This window comes from Paracoccus limosus (genome assembly GCF_009711185.1).
Lineage (GTDB): Bacteria > Pseudomonadota > Alphaproteobacteria > Rhodobacterales > Rhodobacteraceae > Paracoccus > Paracoccus limosus.
The window spans coordinates 1-16,735 of record NZ_WMIF01000046.1; the positions used below are offsets into that span (position 1 = coordinate 1).

Annotated in this window: 16 protein-coding genes and 2 pseudogenes; 10 read left to right on the plus strand and 8 right to left on the minus strand. The window is 66.1% G+C overall.

Going from position 1 to position 16,735, the window contains the following annotated elements:
* Positions 1-209: 209 nt before the first annotated feature.
* From GL279_RS18270 to fliF, 7 genes are all read right to left on the minus strand, one after another.
* Positions 210-3,302 carry an efflux RND transporter permease subunit gene (locus tag GL279_RS18270; RefSeq protein WP_155066052.1) on the minus strand — a complete coding sequence of 1,031 codons (3,093 nt, stop codon included), beginning with the start codon at positions 3,300-3,302 and terminating at the stop codon, positions 210-212.
* Positions 3,299-4,378, minus strand: a complete 1,080-nt coding sequence (locus tag GL279_RS18275; protein ID WP_155066053.1) for an efflux RND transporter periplasmic adaptor subunit — start codon at positions 4,376-4,378, stop codon at positions 3,299-3,301. The genes GL279_RS18270 and GL279_RS18275 overlap by 4 nt, the downstream gene beginning before the upstream one ends.
* On the minus strand, positions 4,375-5,442 hold the full coding sequence (locus tag GL279_RS18280; RefSeq protein WP_155066054.1) for an efflux RND transporter periplasmic adaptor subunit: 1,068 nt from the start codon (positions 5,440-5,442) through the stop codon (positions 4,375-4,377). Before GL279_RS18280 ends, GL279_RS18275 begins: the two co-directional genes overlap by 4 nt.
* Positions 5,443-5,548: 106 nt before the next feature.
* Positions 5,549-6,271 carry a flagellar type III secretion system pore protein FliP gene (gene fliP / locus GL279_RS18285; RefSeq protein WP_155066055.1) on the minus strand — a complete coding sequence of 241 codons (723 nt, stop codon included), beginning with the start codon at positions 6,269-6,271 and terminating at the stop codon, positions 5,549-5,551.
* Positions 6,268-6,522 (minus strand): FliM/FliN family flagellar motor switch protein, encoded by a 255-nt coding sequence (locus GL279_RS18290; protein WP_155066056.1) that lies wholly within the window; start codon positions 6,520-6,522, stop codon positions 6,268-6,270. The genes fliP and GL279_RS18290 overlap by 4 nt, the downstream gene beginning before the upstream one ends.
* Positions 6,523-6,524: 2 nt before the next feature.
* On the minus strand, positions 6,525-7,076 hold the full coding sequence (locus tag GL279_RS18295; RefSeq protein ID WP_155066057.1) for a hypothetical protein: 552 nt from the start codon (positions 7,074-7,076) through the stop codon (positions 6,525-6,527).
* Positions 7,073-8,617, minus strand: coding sequence for a flagellar basal-body MS-ring/collar protein FliF (gene fliF, locus GL279_RS18300; protein WP_155066058.1), 1,545 nt, complete (start codon positions 8,615-8,617; stop codon positions 7,073-7,075). The genes GL279_RS18295 and fliF overlap by 4 nt, the downstream gene beginning before the upstream one ends.
* A gap of 115 nt (positions 8,618-8,732) precedes the next feature.
* Here fliF and GL279_RS18305 point away from each other — a divergent pair, with 115 nt between their 5' ends.
* The 10 genes and pseudogenes from GL279_RS18305 to GL279_RS18350 all read left to right on the plus strand — a co-directional run.
* Complete coding sequence (locus tag GL279_RS18305) at positions 8,733-9,215, plus strand: flagellar basal body-associated FliL family protein (protein WP_343039857.1); 483 nt, start codon at positions 8,733-8,735, stop codon at positions 9,213-9,215.
* Positions 9,212-9,565 (plus strand): hypothetical protein, encoded by a 354-nt coding sequence (locus GL279_RS18310; protein WP_155066059.1) that lies wholly within the window; start codon positions 9,212-9,214, stop codon positions 9,563-9,565. The genes GL279_RS18305 and GL279_RS18310 overlap by 4 nt, the downstream gene beginning before the upstream one ends.
* Positions 9,558-10,100 carry a MotE family protein gene (locus tag GL279_RS18315; RefSeq protein WP_155066060.1) on the plus strand — a complete coding sequence of 181 codons (543 nt, stop codon included), beginning with the start codon at positions 9,558-9,560 and terminating at the stop codon, positions 10,098-10,100. Before GL279_RS18310 ends, GL279_RS18315 begins: the two co-directional genes overlap by 8 nt.
* Before the next feature lie 9 nt (positions 10,101-10,109).
* A complete protein-coding gene (gene motA, locus GL279_RS18320; RefSeq protein WP_155066061.1) occupies positions 10,110-10,976 on the plus strand; it encodes a flagellar motor stator protein MotA in 867 nt (288 codons plus the stop codon).
* Complete coding sequence (locus GL279_RS18325) at positions 10,973-11,263, plus strand: hypothetical protein (RefSeq protein ID WP_343039858.1); 291 nt, start codon at positions 10,973-10,975, stop codon at positions 11,261-11,263. The genes motA and GL279_RS18325 overlap by 4 nt, the downstream gene beginning before the upstream one ends.
* Positions 11,260-13,347, plus strand: a complete 2,088-nt coding sequence (locus GL279_RS18330) for a flagellar biosynthesis protein FlhA (RefSeq protein WP_155066062.1) — start codon at positions 11,260-11,262, stop codon at positions 13,345-13,347. Before GL279_RS18325 ends, GL279_RS18330 begins: the two co-directional genes overlap by 4 nt.
* A complete protein-coding gene (locus GL279_RS18335) occupies positions 13,344-14,102 on the plus strand; it encodes a flagellar biosynthetic protein FliR (RefSeq protein ID WP_343039859.1) in 759 nt (252 codons plus the stop codon). Before GL279_RS18330 ends, GL279_RS18335 begins: the two co-directional genes overlap by 4 nt.
* A complete protein-coding gene (flhB, locus tag GL279_RS18340; RefSeq protein ID WP_155066063.1) occupies positions 14,099-15,205 on the plus strand; it encodes a flagellar type III secretion system protein FlhB in 1,107 nt (368 codons plus the stop codon). Before GL279_RS18335 ends, flhB begins: the two co-directional genes overlap by 4 nt.
* Positions 15,202-15,594, plus strand: a complete 393-nt coding sequence (locus GL279_RS18345) for a hypothetical protein (protein ID WP_155066064.1) — start codon at positions 15,202-15,204, stop codon at positions 15,592-15,594. Before flhB ends, GL279_RS18345 begins: the two co-directional genes overlap by 4 nt.
* Positions 15,595-15,622: 28 nt before the next feature.
* Positions 15,623-15,724: pseudogene (locus GL279_RS18350) on the plus strand (IS481 family transposase); the annotation flags it as partial.
* Positions 15,725-16,633: 909 nt separating this feature from the next.
* On the opposite strand, the pseudogene GL279_RS18355 reads toward GL279_RS18350, so the two are convergent.
* A pseudogene (locus GL279_RS18355) lies at positions 16,634-16,735 on the minus strand (IS5/IS1182 family transposase); the annotation flags it as partial.

Sequence of the window (16,735 nt, forward strand, 5' to 3'; positions counted from 1 at the left end):
TGACAGCGGTGAAGGCCTGAAAAGGCCGTCAAACCACGTCCCGTCGAAATCTGTCGCTGGCCGCCTTATCTGGTCCGAGCAACGCGTCAGATATCATCCGCAGTGAGTTTTCACACAGCCTAGGCCCATTCCGCACCACACGCCTTCCGCCTGCTGCTGTGCTGCCGGGCCTCTCGCGGGCACCCTGTGCAAACCGCCCGTCGATCAGCCTACTGATGCGCGGCTGCGCGCTTGCGGTCCTCGAGGCTGGGCATTCCGTCGCCGGGCGGCTTTCTTACCCCAAACACTGCGCAGTATAGCGCCGGCACAAAGATCAGCGTCACGACCGTGCCCGCAATGATGCCGCCCATCATCGCATAGGCCATCGGCCCCCAGAACACCTGACGCGAGATCGGGATCAGCGCCAGACTGGCCGCTGCGGCGGTCAGCAGGATCGGCCGGGCGCGGCTGTCCGAGGCCTCGAAGACCGCGTCCCAGGCAGAATGGCCACGCTCGATCAGCTCGCGGATCTCATGCACCAGAATGACCGAGTTGCGGATCAGGATGCCGATCAGCGCCAGGATGCCAAGGATCGCGACAAAGCCCATCGGCACGCCAAAGGGCAGCAATGCCGCGACCACACCAATCAGGCCCAAGGGCGCCGCAGCAAAGACGATCAGCGACAACCGGAAGCTTTGCATCTGGATCATCACCAGCAGCGCCATGATCAGCAGCATCACCGGGACCACGGCGGCGATCGGCGCCTGACTTTCGTCCGAGTTCTCGACCGTGCCGCCGACGGTGATGCTGACCGAGGGCGGCTGTTTCGCCTGAAAGGCCGCGACCTTGTCCGCAACCGCCGCGATCAGCGTCGCCGGCTGGTCGCGCGAGGCGATGTCGGCCTTGACCGTGACCGTGGGCAGGCCATCGCGCTGCATGATCAGCGGCTGTTCGGTGCCGTATTCCAGCTGCGCCAGCGAGGCCAGCGGGATCGGCGTGCCGGTGGTCGTCGCCAGCTGCAGGTTCTGGATCGAGGCCAGCGACTGCCGGTCGGCCTGCGAGCCGCGCGCCAACACGTCGATCAGGAAGATGCCGTCGCGCAGCTGCGTGATCGAGCGGCCGGTAAAGGTGCCCTCAAGCGCGGCGGCCAGATCCTCATTGCTGATGCCGACCTGCCGGGCCTGATCCTGATTCACATGCAGGCGCACGACGCGGGCCGGCTCGTTCCAGTCCAGCGAGATGTCGCGCAGCCGGGGTTCCGTGGACAGCAGCGCGGCCAGTTCGCGCGCGGCATCGCGCGCCGTGTCAGGATCGGGCGCCGAGACCCGGTATTGCACCGGCTTGCCGACCGGCGGCCCGATTTCCAGATTCTTGACATAAAGATCGGTGCCGATCATCTGGTTCTGCGCGAACTCGGTCAGCCGCGCCTTGAGACGGTCGCGCGCGGCCAGATTGGCGGTCTGGATCAGGATCTGACCCATGTAGGGGCCCGGCGTCGGCGGGTCCAGCGACAGCACAAAACGCGGCGCGCCGCTGCCGATATACGAGGTATAGAACAGCGCATCGTCCTGCCCTGCCAGGAAAGCCTCGATCCGAGCGATGTCGGCATTGGTCTTGGCGATCGAGGCATTGGCGCGCTCGGTCACGTCGATGATGATCTCGGTGCGGTCAGAGGTCGGAAAGAATTGCTGCTCGACCAGCCGCATCCCCAGAACCGACAGCAGGAACGTAGCCAGCGTCAGCGCGATCGTCGCCCATTTGAAGCGCATGCCCAGCAGCAGCAGCCGGTGGAACTGCCGACGCAGCCAGCCCGGGCCGTGATCCTCATGCTTCATCCGGCGGGGCAGGAAGGTCACACCCAGCAGCGGCGCAAACAGCACCGCCACGATCCAGCTGACCAGCAGCGACACCGCGATGACGACGAACAGCGAAAAGGTGAACTCGCCCGCCGCCGAATTGTTCAGCCCGATCGGGATGAAGCCCGCCACAGTCACCAGCGTTCCGGTCAACATCGGAAAGGCGATTGAGGTCCAGGCGTAGCTTGCGGCGGATTGCAGGCTTTCGCCGATCTCAAGGCGCGAGATCATGGTCTCGATGGCAATCATCGCATCATCGACCAGAAGGCCCAGAGCGATGATCAGCGCGCCCAGCGAAATGCGTTGCAGGGTGATGCCATAGAGGTCCAGAATGACGAAGGTGATGGCCAGCACCAGCGGGATCGTCAGCGTGACCACCAGCCCGGCCCGCAGGCCAAGACTGACGAAACTGACCAGCAGCACGATGGCCACCGCCTCGACCAGCGCGCGGACGAAATGGCCGACGGCATCGTCTACCACCTGCGGCTGGTCGGCGAATTTGGCCATGTCGATGCCGACGGGCAGGTCCAGCGCCACGCGATCCATCAGCGCATCGAGCTGCTTGCCGAATTCAAGGATGTTGCCGCCGCTGCGCATGCCGACCTGCAGGCCGATGGCGGCCTTGCCGTTATAGCGAAACAGCGCGCTTGGCGGATCCTCATAGCTGCGGCGGATGGTGGCGACATCGCCGATGTTGAAAAAGCGGTCGCCGACGCGCAGGTTCACGGCGCCAATGCTGCTGGCATCGTCGAATTGGCCGCCGACGCGCACCAGCACCTGTTCCGGCCCGGCCTGCACGATCCCCGAGGGCGCGATGGCGTTCTGCGTGGCAAGGGTCTGGATGACCTGATTGTGGTTCAGCCCCAGCGCCGCCAGCCGCGCTGACGAGAATTCCAGATAGATCCGTTCCTGCTGTTCGCCCAGCAGCGAGGATTTCCCGGTCATCGGCAGCGCCTGAACCTGCTTGCGGATCGCCTCGACCCGGTCGCGCAATTCGCGCTGGGTAAAGCCGTCGGCGGTAAAGGCATAGATGTTGCCAAAGACATCGCCGAAATCGTCGTTGAACTGAAAGCCTTGGAATTCCTGTGGAAAATTTGGACGGATGTCGGACATCATATTGCGCACCCGTTTCCATGTCTCGGGCACCTGCGCGCCGCGGATGGTGGGGTCCAGCTCAAGATAGACGATCGAGCGGCCGGGCATGGTGACCGAGCGGGTGAACTTGAGCTCATCGAGCTCTTCGAGCTTGGTTTCGATCCGCGTGGTGACCTGATCCAGCGTGTCCTGAATGGTCGCGCCGGGCATCGAGGCGCTGATCACCATGATCTTGATGGTGAAATTCGGATCTTCCTCGCGGCCAAGGCGCAGGTAGCTGAGCGCGCCGGCCAGCATCGAGACGATCAGCAGGAACCAGACCAGCGAACGATGCTGCAGCGCCCAGTCCGAGAGGTTGAATCGGCCGCTCATGGTAAAACGCGCGCTCCCACGGGTTGTTTGTCGACCAGCGAATGGACGCCGCGAATGACGATTTCTTCGCCGGGTTCCAGCCCCTCCAGCGCGGTGACGACGCCCTCGATCGGCAGGTCGCGGATGCGGATCTGGCGCAGCGAGACCTCGGCCCGGTCGGCGGTTCGCGTCACCACCCAGACCAGCGACTGGCCGTCCCGGGTCAGGATCGCCGAGGCCGGCACGGTGATCTGGCGCAACCCGCCGGTGGCGGGCCGGGCCCGGATCAGCGCGCCCAGCCGAAAGCTGTCGCGTTCGACCAGCGCCAGCCGCACGCGGCGGGTGCGGGTGGCGACATCGGCCACCGGCTCGATCCGCGACACGCGGGCGCGGTGTCTGATTTCGGGGTGGTTTTCGGACCAGATCTCGAATTCGTCGCCGGGCTTGATGCGCGAGATCATTGCCGGTTGCAGGTCGATCACCGCCTCCAGCCGATCCTGACTGGACAGGCGCATCACCGCCTGACCGGCACTGACGACGGCGCCGGGCGCGGCCTCGACGGCGCTGATGACGCCGTCAAAGGGGGCGCGCATCTCGGCGTAATTCTCCGAGCCGCGGGCGCGGACCAGCTGCGATTCCGCCTGGTCCCGGCTGGCCTTTGCCGCAGCGAGGGCGCGCTCGGCCTGCTCCAGCTGTGCTGCGGTCGCCACGTTGCGGCGGGCCAGCGCCCGCGTGCGCTCGGCCGTGGACAGCGCGGTTTCGTAATTCACCCGCGCGGTATCGGCGGCGGCGGCGGCGGCGCGGACCTCGGCCTGCAGATCCTCGGGGTCGAGCGTGGCCAGCAGTTGCCCCTTGTGAACCACGTCGCCGACATCGACCTGCCGGTTGGTCATGCGGCCCAAGGTCTGAAAGGCCAGCGCCACCTCGGTGCTGGCACGGATTGCGCCGGGCAGGGAATGGGTCTGGATCGGGCTGTCGTCGACGATCATGCTGGCGACCGGACGCGGCGGCGCGGGCGCGGCCGGGGCAGGCGCCGACCAGGGCCAGGCCAGGGCCGGCAGCGGCAACATCAAGGCAAGCATCAGGGCGCGGATCATGGCCGAGCCTCCTGCGCGCCATTCGCGCGCCGCAACTTGCGGCCGGGGTAAAGCAATTGCGAGCCGGCGCCAACGACGACCTGACCGGGCGATATGCCGCCGGCAAGGATTACCGTGCCATTCGCGAAACGCTCGATCCGCACGGCGACCAAGAGCGCGCGGCTTTCGGCGTCCACAGTCCAGACCGCTGGTTGCGCACCCGTCGCGGTCAGCGCGGTCCATGGCACCGCGATGCCCTTGCCGGCCGGGAAATGCACCGCGCCCTGCACCGGCGAGCCGAGCAGATCCAGCCCCGGCGGCGGATTGTCGATGCGGGCGCGCACGGTGACCGAGCCGGTGGCCGGATCGACCAGCGGTGCAATCTCGCTGATCTTGGCGGTCATGGCGAGGTTCGGCATATCGATGCCGCGCAGGCTGACCGGGGCGTCGATGGCATGGCGCAGCAGCGGCGAATCCGTGGTCTGGAAAACGGCCTCGCGCCCGCTGGAGGAGGCAAGCGTGATCACCGATTGCGCCGCGCCGACGATCTGGCCCGGCTCGACCTGACGCGCGGTTACCACCGCATCTGTCGGTGCAAGGATCACGGTATCGTCCAGCGCCCGCCGCGCCTGATCCAGCTGCGCTGCCGCCTGCGTCAAGCCGCCCTCGGCCGAGGACAGGGCCTGCGCGGCGCTGTCCAGATCCGCCCGGGTTCCGACGCCACGCTCCAGCATGGCCTGGGCGCGGTCCATTGCCTGCTGCGCCTGATCGCGTGCAGCCGTGGCTGCGGCCACCGCCGCTTCGGCGATACGAAAGGCCTGTTCCTGCTGCAAGGGATCGGTCCGCGCCAGCGGCTGGCCCGACTTGACCGTATCGCCCTCGTTCACGAGGACCTCGACGACCCGCCCGCCCTGACGAAAGCCGACCTCGACAGTGTCCACCGCGTGGATGGTGCCGGTCAGCGCTACGTCATAGATCAGTGGTGTTTCCCGGACCGTGACAAATTCAACGGCCAGAGCATCCTCGGCCAGAACAGAGCGGCTGGAAAAGGTGACCAAGGAAAGGATCAGGGCAAGGCGTAACATGCAAATCCGCTGGACATTTGAAGACTCATGCCGAATTTCCACCAGGAATTAAAGCCGCAACCCATTTGACGTTGCGCCCTGCGGCAGAATGGCCGCGCCGGCCGCATCACTGATAGCTGCGCACCAGCGCCGAGGCGACCAGCCCCCAGCCATCGACCACGACAAAGAACGCCAGCTTGAAGGGCAGCGCCACCACCGCCGGCGGCACCATCATCATCCCCATCGACATCAGCACCGCCGAAACCACCAGATCGATGATCAGAAAGGGCAGCGACACCAGAAAGCCGATCTCGAAGGCGCGCTGGATCTCGCTCAGCATGAAGGCGGGGACCAGCACCGACAACCGGTCTGGAGCAGCCTGCGGCTCGGGCGAGATATCGGCCAGCGTGGCGATCATTTCGGGATCGGTGCGCGCCTCCATGAAGCCGCGAAACGGCACGATGCCGCGCTGGAACGCTTCTTCGACCGAGATGGTGCCGTCGCGCAGCGGTGCCCCGGCGGTGGTCCAGGCCTCGGTCAGGACGGGGTTCATGACGAACCAGGTCAGGAACATGGCCAGACTGACGATCAGCATGTTCGGCGGCGATTGCTGCAACCCGATCGACTGGCGCAGGATCGACAGCACGGTGACGATAAAGGGAAAGCAGGTCACCATGATGGCGATGCCCGGCGCCAGCGATAATGCTGTCATCACCGCCAGCAACGTGATCGCATTGCGCCCGACGCCATTGCCGATCGCCTCGGCTGCGGCATTCAGCCCGGCGCCGTCCTGAGCCAGCGCCAGTTGCGGGACCACAAGCAGCACCAGCACCGGCAACAGGCGTCTCATGATGCGCTCGCCGCGCCAAGGATGCGCACGCAAAGCCGGTTGTCGCCCTCGGCCGTGGTCAGTTCCCCGCGGGCGATGACCCGGTCGCCGACGCAGATGTCGACGCCGTCCGACATCTGCTGATCCAGCGTCAGGATATCGTCGGACCGCAGCCGCGACAGCTCGGCCACGCTGAGCTGGGTCGAGCCCAGGCGGATGGTCACCTCGACCAGGATCTGGTCGGTCGCAATCAGGCTGGCAAGATCGTCCATGCTTAGTCCTCCGAGTGAAGTTCGTCGATGATCGCCCGCAGCTCGGTCGCGGGGCGGTCAGGGTCCAGACGGATGCTGCCGCCCTGGGCAGTGATCTCGATGCCGGGGCTGCCGGGCTGGGCGTCCAGCAGTCTGGCCTGCAGGCCGGCGCGGTCGAGACAGGGCTGGATGTCGTGCCGCATATCGATGGGGCAGCGGATGATGACCTCGCCCTGGCCGTCGGTCTGGACCAGACGGGCCAGCTCGGCCTGCAAGGCGTCGAGCAACCGTTCGCGCGCGCCGGCCCGCCCCAAAAGATCGATGATCAGCGCCAGCGCGGGAGTCACTGCGGCCAGCGTATCGCGGCGGATGGCTTGTTCCTGCTCGGCCAGCAGGCTCAGCCCATGACGAAGCCGCGCCATTTCGGCGGTCAGGGCATCCAGACTGGCCTCGCGCCCCTCGGCCAGACCGCGCTCATGGCCGTCGTGATAGGCCTCGTCCAGCTCGGCTGCGGTCGGCTGCGGCGTGGTGCGGGCGGCAGCAAAGGATTCAAGCCTGAGACTGGCGGATTTCACAGCGCATCCTCACGTTTCTCGATCCAGCCCGACAGCAGTTGCAGGCTTTCGTCCTTGCGGGATTTCATCAGCTCCTTCAGGCGGGCGACCGGGTCGTTGGTCTGTTCAGCCGGGGTGAACTCGATTTCGGGAATGGCGCTCGACAGGGGCGGCATCGTCTCGGCTTCGGGGGCAGGGGGCGGCAGGCTGGTGTCCAGCGCGGCCCGCGTCTCGGCCCCGCGCGCCCTCAGCACCGGACGCAGCAGGAAGAACGCCAGCGCCAGCGCGAACAGGCCGACCAGCAGCAGCTTGATCAGGCTGTTGAGATCCAGCCGGGCCAGCAAGCCCCCCTGACTCGCGGCCGTGCCTACGTCCGAGAGCGAGGCAAAGGGCAGCGATTTCACCGTCAGCGCATCGCCGCGCCCCTCGTCAAAGCCCACGGCCGAGGCAACCAGCTCGCGCAGGTTCTGCAACTCGACCTCGTCGCGCGGCACCAGTTTGGAACCTCCATTGGCATCGGTTTCGACCACGCCATTGACCAGCACCGCGACCGTCAGGCGGCGGGTGGCGCCGGGCTGACGGCTGACCTCGCGCGTGATCTTGCTGACCTCGTAATTCGAACGGTTCCGCGTCTCCGAGCGCTGCGATTTGCTTTCCTGGCCCTTGTCCTTCGGGCTTTCCGGCAGGTTCGAGGCCGCCGTCACCGCACCCGCATCTTTGTTGCTGCTTTGGTCGGCGGTTTCTTCCTGCTCTTGCGAGATCAGGGCGCGTTGTTCGGGGTCGAAGCGCTGCTCGGTCACCTGTTCGCTGTCCAGAACGCGATCAAGGTTCAGCTCGACGATGGCATTGCCGGGGCCGACATGCGCCTCGAGGATGCGTTCGACATTGCGTTTCATTTCGGCGGCGCGGTCTTCGCCGCTGGGGTCGTCCTCGGCGGCAATGACGCCGCGTTCGCTGTCGATGACGCTGACCCGATCCGCCGTCATGCCGGGAACCCCCGAGGAGATCAGGAACTTCAGCGCCTTGGCCTGCGCCCGGCTGATCGGCGTGCCATTGGTGGTCAGCGTGACCGAGGCGCTGGCCTGCGCTTCGCGGCGATAGCCGCGCCCGGCGGGGACGGCCAGATGCACGCGGGCCGTTTTGACGTTCGGCAGGGCCAGGATGGTGCGGGCCAGCTCACCTTCCTTGGCACGCCAATAGGCGGCGTCGAACATCTGCGAGGTGGTGCCAAAGCCCGACATGCCGTCGAGGATCTCATAGCCGGTGCCCCCGGCCGAGGGCAGCCCCTCGCCGGCAAGGGTCATGCGCAGGGCGTCACGCCGGCTTTCCTCGACCCAGATCGAATCGCCGCGGATCTCATAGGGGACGCCGGATTTCTCGACTGCGGCCAGGACCGCGCCCGATTGCTGCGGGTCGAGCCCGGAATAGAGCATCGCCAGACCCGGGCGGCTGGCGAACCATGAAAGGCCGGCGATGGCCCCGAAAGTCAACAGAAAGGCCGCGGCCAGGATGGCCCTCTGCTTTGCGCTACGCTCGCGCCAATAGTCTTGCAGCTTCAGCAAAACCGCCCCCTTCGAATCGGCTGGGTCATGTCACCCGACCTTCATGGCATGGCGGCGCTTAAGAATTGGTTAGCCCGGCGGTGGTATCCCTTCGACAGATCGATGGAGAATCACCGTGACCGATGCTGCCGCCCCCCATACCGACGTTCCCGCGAAAGGCGGGCTGAAAAAGCTGCTGCCGCTGATTCTGGTGGCGGCCATGCTGGGGGCAGGATTTGCCTCGACCTATCTTGGGTTCTGGTCGCCGATGGCGCTGCTGAAGCCCAAGGCCGAGGAAAAGCCCGAGGTGGTCGCCGTGCCCCAGACGCAATTCGTGGCCCTGCCGCAGATCGTGCTGACGCTGGCGGGGCCACAATCGCGCACGCTGGTCATGACCGTCGCGATCGAGACCGACAGCGCCAACCGCGCCACGGTCGAACATCTGCTGCCGCGCCTGTCGGATGCGTTCAACAGCTTCCTGTCCGACATCGACCCGGCTGCGTTCGAACGGCGCGGCATTCTCGACATCGTGCGCGACGAGCTGGCGACCCGTGCGGTCTATGTGCTGGGCAAGTCGGGCTTCAGCGACATCCTGATTACGGAGTTCCGTATCCAATGACGATATCCCAAATCCTGCAGTTCGCGCTGCTGAGCTTTTCCGTCGGGCTGGCGTTCTTTTGTTTCGTGCTGGCCCGGCGGCTGCGCAAACTCAATGATCTGGAAACGGGTCTGGGCGGCGCCATCGCGGTGATGACCAGCGAGATCGGCCGGCTGGAGCGCGCGATCCATGCCGCCAAGGCCGAGGCGCTGCGCGCGACCGAAGGTCTGGCCGGTGAAATCGAGCGCGCCAAGGAAGAGCGGGCCTTCTGGCTGCTACAGAAGAAATTCGCCGAAAGCGGCGCGCAGGCGGGTCCGTTGCGCCTGCAACGCCGCCGGCGCCGTCCCGAGGAGCATCAGGCGGATGCGTAGGGCGATCCTTCCCGTGGTGGGCGGCATCATCGCGCTGGCGGCGGCAAGTCAGGCGGTCATGCTGATCGATGGCGCCGCCCGGCTGCGCGCCCATGCCGAGCCCGCCGCCCTGATGGCGGGCTGCACCGATGTCCCCGAGGCCGTCGCGCTTTCCGATGAGCTGCGCCAGCGCGGGCTGCGCATCGAGCGCTACATGCAGGACATCGACCGGCGCAAGGCCGAGCTGGCCGTGGCCCAAAAACAGCTCACCGATAAGCTGGTCGAATTGCGCAAGCTGCGCCAGCAGATCAACGACCACGACACCAGCATCAGCCGCGGTCAGACCGACGATATCGCCCGCATCATCGCGCTATACGACCAGATGAAGCCGGAACAGGCGGCGCAGGTGCTGTCGAACCTGCCGCCGGATTTCGCGGCGCAGATCCTGGCGCGCGTCCAGCCCGAAACCGGTGCCCGCATCATGGCCTCGGTCGAGCCGGGGCAGGCGGCGGTGCTGACCTCATATATGGGCGCCATTCGTGCCGCGAAGAACTAGGGGATTATCATGTTCGGAATGATCGGCATCGTCGTTACCTTTGCCATGGTTTTTGGCGGCTATGTCCTGGCGGGCGGCCATCTTGAGGTCATCATGCATTCGCTGCCGCATGAGATGATGATGATCGGCGGCGCGGCGCTGGGCTCGTTCCTGCTGTCGAACGAAACCGCGACGATCAAACATGCGCTCAGCGGCTTTGGGCGGTCGCTGAAAGGGCCGAAATGGCATGAATCGGATCTGCAGGACGTGCTGTGCCTGTTGTTCCAACTCTTGCGCATCGCCCGCGCCAATCCGGTGGAACTGGAAGGTCATGTCGAAGAGCCGGCGAATTCGCCGATCTTTCAGGCCTATCCCAAGATCCTGAAGGACGAGCAGGCGGTGGCGCTGATCACCGACACGCTGCGCTCGGCCAGCCTGAACTACGACGATCCCTATCAGGTCGAGGAAATGCTGTCCCAGCGCATCGGCCTGATGAACGAAGAGGCGATGCACGCGCCCCATGCGCTTCAGAACATGGCCGACGCGCTGCCGGCACTGGGCATCGTTGCCGCGGTTCTGGGCGTCATCAAGACCATGAGCGCCATCGACCAGCCCCCCGAAGTTCTGGGCAAGATGATCGGTGGCGCGCTTGTGGGCACCTTTCTGGGCGTGTTTCTGGCCTATGCGCTGGTCGCGCCCTTTGCCCAGCGACTGCAGGCGGTGATGAAGCAGGACCAGTCCTTTTACGACGTCATCAAGTCCGTTCTGGTCGCGGGCTTGCATCAGCACGCCACAAACCTTTGTGTCGAAGTCGGGCGTCAATCCGCCCCCGAACACGTCCGGCCCAGCTTTGGCAATCTGGAAAACGCGCTTCGCGAGCTGAAGAGGGCGTCGTGATCCGGGCCCTGCTGATGTCGGCGGCGCTGTCCGGCGCCGGCGCGAACGCCCCGGCCGAGGCGGATGCGCTGATCGCCCAGGCCACCGAATGGCTGCTCGCCGGCGAGGATCTGCCCGTGGACATGGACCTGCGGCTGCGGCGGCTGCCTCCCGAGGAACGCATCCGGGTGCTGGTCTTTCTGCGCCGCTCGGGGATGTTCACCGGCCCTGACTGGCCGATCGACAAGCTGCTGGCCCCCGCGCTTGCCGAGCCGGCCCCGCCCCCCCAAACCGGAGACGCAAGATGAGTCTGGCCGAACGCCTTCCGGCACGATCCTTGCCGGTGCGACCGTTGGTGATCACCGGGGCGCTGGTAATCATCGTTCTGTCCATGGTGCTGCCGATCCCGGCCGGTCTGCTGGATGTCGGTATCGCGTTGTCGATCGCCACGGCGACGCTGATTCTGGTCATGGCCTCGCTGGTCGAGAAACCTACGGATTTTCAGGCCTTTCCCATCTTGCTGCTTGTCTCGCTGCTGATCCGGCTGTCGCTGAACGTATCATCGACGCGACTGATCCTGACGCACGGCCAGAACGGGCCGACGGCGGCCGGCCATGTCATCAACGGCTTTGCCGAATTCGTTGCCGGCGGTTCGCTGCTGGTTGGGCTGACGGTCTTTGGCGTGATCTCGGTGGTGAACTTCATGGTCATCACCAAGGGTTCGGGCCGGATGGCCGAGGTCTCGGCGCGGTTCGCGCTGGATTCGCTGCCGGGCAAGCAGCTGGCCATCGACGGCGACCTGAACTCGGGCGCCATCGACCACGAAGAGGCCAAGCGCCGCCGCATTCAGGAACAGCGCGAGATCAGCTTTTTCGGCTCGCTCGACGGTGCCTCGAAATTCGTCAAGGGCGATGCGATCGCCGGGCTGATCATCACCCTGATCAACCTTTTCGTGGGTCTTGCCGCCGGAGTCATGGTTCACGCCATGCCGGTGACCGAGGCGTTGGACACCTATTCCCGGCTGACCATCGGCGACGGGCTGGTGACGCAGATCCCGGCGCTGATCACCTCAATGGCGGCGGCGCTGCTGCTATCGCGCGGCGGTGCCACTGACACCACAGCCGATCTGTTGTCGCGGCAGCTGACCTCGAACTGGCAGGTGCCGGCGGTGGTCTCGGGCGGCATGGTTCTGGTCAGCCTGATCCCCGGCATGCCGCCGCTAGTCTTTCTGGGGCTGGCCGCGGGGCTGGCCGCGATGGCATGGCGCTTGCGCCAACGCGAGCTGACCGCCACGCCCGATGACGCGCCCAGCCCCGACCAACCCGCCCCCGCGCCGGCGCAGGCCCGGATCGGCGACGTGCTGGACACCGAGGAAATCAGCGTCGAGATCGGCCCCGGCCTGATCGTCAGCGCGCTGGACCAAGGGCGCGGTCTGGGGCAGCGGATCACCAATCTGCGCCTGCATGTCGCGCGCAGCTATGGACTGATCCTGCCAGATGTCCGCATCACCGACGGTACGGCCTTTGACGATGGCGAATATGTCATCCGCCTGCAGGGCGTCATGCGCGGCCGGGGCCGGCTACATCCGCAGCTGGTGCTGGCGCTGGGCCCCGAGGCCATCTTGCAGGACCTGCCCGGCGAAGAGGTGCGAGAGCCAGTTTATGGCAGCCCTGCGAAATGGATCAGCCCCGACCGGCAGGAGGATGCCGCCGTCGCCGGCGCCACCGTGGTCATCCCGATGGAGGTGCTTTCGACCCATCTGATGGAGGTGGTCAAGTCGAACCTGCCGGCGCTGCTGACGCTGTCCTCGATGCAGCGCATGATCCGCGAACTGTGCAATGTCAGCGATGAGCATCGGGCCAAGCTGAACCAGCGCTTTTTCGACGGCATGGTCCCGGAAAAGGTCGCGCCCGAGATGCTGCTGTCGGTGCTGCGCGCCATGCTGGAAGAGCGGCTTTCGATCCGCAACCTGATGCTGATCACCGATGCCGTGCATGAATCGCGCAACGCACCCTCGCCCGAACTGGTCTATGAACAGGTCCGACGCCGGCTGCGCGGCCAGATCACTGAACAATTTACCGGCGCAGACGGCCATCTCGACATCCTGCAACTGCACCCGCAATGGGAAGCCGAGATCACCCGTGCCGAGGCCGAGGCCGGGCGCACCGGCTCGGCCCCGGTGCCGCAATTGCAGCAGCGGCTGGCCGAGGCGGTGCGCAAGGTGCTGGCCGTCCAGCCGCCCGCGACCGAGCCGGTGCTGGCCGTGCCGGACCATCGCCGGCGGCTGATCCGGCTGATGCTGGCCTCGTCGGGGCTGGCCCTGTCGGTGATGGGTCTTGACGAGATCGACCCTGCCGCCAAAGTCCGGGCGCTTGGCACGGTGGCGCCGTGACCGGGCCACTGAGCGATCCGGCCCTTGCCGCGCTGCTGCTGGCGCATCTGCTGACCTATTGCCGGATTCAGGCATGTCTGCTGGCGCTGCCCGGGTTTTCGATGCAGGGGCTGCCGGTGCGCGTCAGGGTGGCGGCCGCGCTGGCGCTGACGCCCTTGCTGGCCGAAACGGCGGGGGTGGCGGTGGCGCCCGATGCCTTGGTGCGGCTTGCGATGCTGTGCTCGGCCGAGGTGGTGACCGGGGTGGTGCTGGGCGGGTTGGTGCGGCTGTTTGCGCTGGCCATTGATGTCGCGGCGACGGCGATTGCGGCGACGGCCTCGTTGTCGCAGATCATCGGCGTGGCCAATGAATATTCCCCCCACCCGATCGGCAACCTGTTGCATCTGGCCGGGATCGCCCTGCTGATGGCGATGGGGCTGCCGGTGCTGGTCTGTGACCTGATCCGCGAAAGCCTGCTGCTGCGTCCGGTGGGCGACTGGCCGCAGATCGCCGAGATCCTGCCGGTGATGCTGGGCCTGCTGCGGCGCAGCTTCGTGCTGGCGCTGGTGCTGGCGGCGCCCTTTATCCTGGGCGGTTTCCTGTTTCAGGTGCTGTCGGGCATGGTCAGCAAGGTGATGCCGGCGCTGCCGGTGATGTTCATTGCCGCGCCTGCCGCGATCATGCTGGCGCTGGTCGCGCTGGCGCTGCTGACGCCGTCGATCCTGTCGACATGGGCCGGAGCCGTTCTGGCCGTGATCGGGCAGGACCTGCCATGAGCGAAGCGGACGACGACAAGCAATTCGATGCCTCGGAACAAAAGCTGCGCCGCGCGCGGGAGGAGGGCGACATTCCGCGCTCGACCGAGCTTTCGGCGGCGCTGACCTATCTGGGGCTGTGGCTGGGCATGGCCTTTGCCGGGGCTTGGGCGGTGCCGCGCTGGCTTGGCATGGCCGCGCGGGCGGTCGGGGCCGAGCCATGGCCCGATGGCCGCGGCAAATCGGTCATGGATCTGGCGCGCTCGATGGCGGGTGAGGCGGGGCTGGCCATTCTGGGATTTGCCGCGATTCTGGCCCTGCCGGTGCTGGCGGGGCTGATCGTGCAGCGCGGTTTTACCTTTACGCCCAAGAAGCTGTTGCCCGACCCCAAGCGCATCAACCCGGTCCGCAATGCCGGACAGAAGTTCGGCAAGCAGGGGCTGGTGACCTTTCTCTTGTCACTGGCCAAGGTCGGGCTGGTCGCGGCCGGGGGCTGGCTCTTGTTTCGCGGTCTCCTGGGGTGGCTCAGCACGGCTGAGGCGATGGCCGACGCGCAATGGGTGCTGGGCCTGCAGGTGATCCTGCATCGCAGCATCGCCATGGCCTTGGGCATCGGTCTGGTCTTTGCGGCGGTCGACATGATGTGGAAACATTATGATTATCGCCGCCGCCACCGCATGTCCCGTCAGGAGATGCAGGACGAATACAAGGAAAGCGAAGGCGATCCGCATTTCAAGCAGGCCCGCCGGCAAAAGGGCGTTGATCTGGTGATGAACGCGATGCTGGCCGATGTCGAAAAGGCCGATGTGGTGATCGTCAACCCCACCCATTATGCCGTGGCGCTGGAGTGGAAGCGCGGCAGCGGCCGGGCCCCGGTCTGTCTGGCCAAGGGCGTGGACGAGATCGCCGCCCGCATCCGCGAACGGGCGAAAGCGCATCAGGTCCCGATCTGGTCCGATCCGCCCTGCGCGCGGGCGCTGCATGCCACCGTCGAGATCGGGCATGAGATCCGCTCTGAGCATTTCGCGCCGGTCGCCGCCGCGATCCGCTTTGCCGAGGCGATGCGCAAGAAGGCGCGCAGCGGCTGGGGCATGTCGCTGCCCGGTCCGGGAGGCGGGCGATGAGCGAGCCGACCCCGGCACAACTGGCCCGGCTGCGGCAGTTGGCGCAGCTGAAATCCGATCTCGAGATGCGCCGTTTTTCGGCCTATCGCAGTCGGGTCGAGGTGGCGCAGGCCCAGATCGCCGCCATCGAGCACGATCTGCAGGGTATCTATGCCGCGACCGGCGATTTCACCATCGCCGAGGCCCGGCTGGCCAACGCCCTTGCCGGCGAGCGCAGCCGCGCCCTGCTGCGGGCCGAGCAGAGCTTGCAGCAGATGCTGCCGGGATACGAGGTCGCCCGTCAGGCCGCCGTCCGCGAATTCGGCCGGGTCAAGGTGCTGGGAGAGATCCGCGCCGATCTGCTTGACCAGAAGGCGCAGGAGGCGCGCAGAAAGGCGTCCTTGGGTTAGGTGTTTGATCCCACGATTTGGTGGTGCGACCTTAGGCGCCCTTACTCCTTGCGAAGAGGCCTGCAAGATCTGGACTTCAGAGCCAGACAGATTCATCCTGAACCCGATCCACCCGATGCCGGGACTGAATCTGGCCGCGGGTTTGGCGGAGGCTCCTGTTAGGGTTGGGAATGTTGGGATACCCGGGCTGGGGCGCATGGTTGGTGCGGTCCGGCCGCCGGTTCAGGCGCGGCGGTGTTGGCATGATCGCGCGCGCGGACGGCGTGCCCGGTATGTCCGCAGGCTCAACGGCATGGGGGGCGAGCCTGCTGGAGGTGCCTCTTTTCGTTTTTCGCTTGTTGTCTGCCATTTGTTGCCCGCCACCCTCGGGTGTCGGGGTGGGTGACCGGTATTCTAGTGGTGGAAACAAGCGATGCTTGTCGCCTGCGGGAGGGGGCTTGCTCCCTCTCGAGGGCTTAAGTTCTGACCGTCGGTTGGGCCGGTTGGGCCGGTTGGACAGGGCTCGGCGGGGCAAGCCGGGGCGCCTACGCCCCAGCGGAGGGCGGCGAACCGCAACCGGCAGCGGGACGGATGGCTGCGGTGCCTGAGCGGACGCGCGGGATGCAGCGGCACTTCTTGTCTTTTGCAGATGATCGCGAGCTGGCAGGGCGCGGGTTGCCGGTCGCTGGGACAGTTCTCGGCTGTCGTTCTGCCGTCCTGCCGTCCTGTCGTCATTCCTCGCTTCATCGAGGTTCGCTCCGTGTGGGCCCGGCACGGAGCCCGCTATTCCGCGCTGGTCGGTGACCTGTCACCGGGGCGGCATGATTACCCCGTCTTTGGCTGCCCACCCTTGAGGCCATCACCGTCCCGGCCGAGACGGCAAGCGATTCCGTGGCTGCCATCCTCCCTCTAGCTCCCGCGTGCAGATGTTCCTGATATGCCCCCCCCCCGCACAGGATCACATTTCGCTACCCCAAATCCCGAGGATACGAAGGATTTTGTCGGGGCAGGGACTTCATTCCAGTCGCCGACCCCCGCTAGGTTCCCGACTCATTGATTTTCACAGCCAGAAGAGGACGGTCGCAGCGAGCATGATCGCGGAGAAGAAGGTCTCCGGGCACCGGTCGTATCGCGTGGCGACGCGCCGCCAGTCTTTCAGCCG

Coding starts and splice junctions, on each gene's coding strand:
- GL279_RS18270 (WP_155066052.1), bottom strand. CDS start 3,302: ATGAGCGGCCGATTCAACCTCTCGGACTGGGCGCTGCAGCATCGTTCG.
- GL279_RS18275 (WP_155066053.1), bottom strand. CDS start 4,378: ATGATCCGCGCCCTGATGCTTGCCTTGATGTTGCCGCTGCCGGCCCTG.
- GL279_RS18280 (WP_155066054.1), bottom strand. CDS start 5,442: ATGTTACGCCTTGCCCTGATCCTTTCCTTGGTCACCTTTTCCAGCCGC.
- fliP (WP_155066055.1), bottom strand. CDS start 6,271: ATGAGACGCCTGTTGCCGGTGCTGGTGCTGCTTGTGGTCCCGCAACTG.
- GL279_RS18290 (WP_155066056.1), bottom strand. CDS start 6,522: ATGGACGATCTTGCCAGCCTGATTGCGACCGACCAGATCCTGGTCGAG.
- GL279_RS18310 (WP_155066059.1), top strand. CDS start 9,212: ATGACGATATCCCAAATCCTGCAGTTCGCGCTGCTGAGCTTTTCCGTC.
- GL279_RS18315 (WP_155066060.1), top strand. CDS start 9,558: ATGCGTAGGGCGATCCTTCCCGTGGTGGGCGGCATCATCGCGCTGGCG.
- motA (WP_155066061.1), top strand. CDS start 10,110: ATGTTCGGAATGATCGGCATCGTCGTTACCTTTGCCATGGTTTTTGGC.
- GL279_RS18330 (WP_155066062.1), top strand. CDS start 11,260: ATGAGTCTGGCCGAACGCCTTCCGGCACGATCCTTGCCGGTGCGACCG.
- flhB (WP_155066063.1), top strand. CDS start 14,099: ATGAGCGAAGCGGACGACGACAAGCAATTCGATGCCTCGGAACAAAAG.
- GL279_RS18345 (WP_155066064.1), top strand. CDS start 15,202: ATGAGCGAGCCGACCCCGGCACAACTGGCCCGGCTGCGGCAGTTGGCG.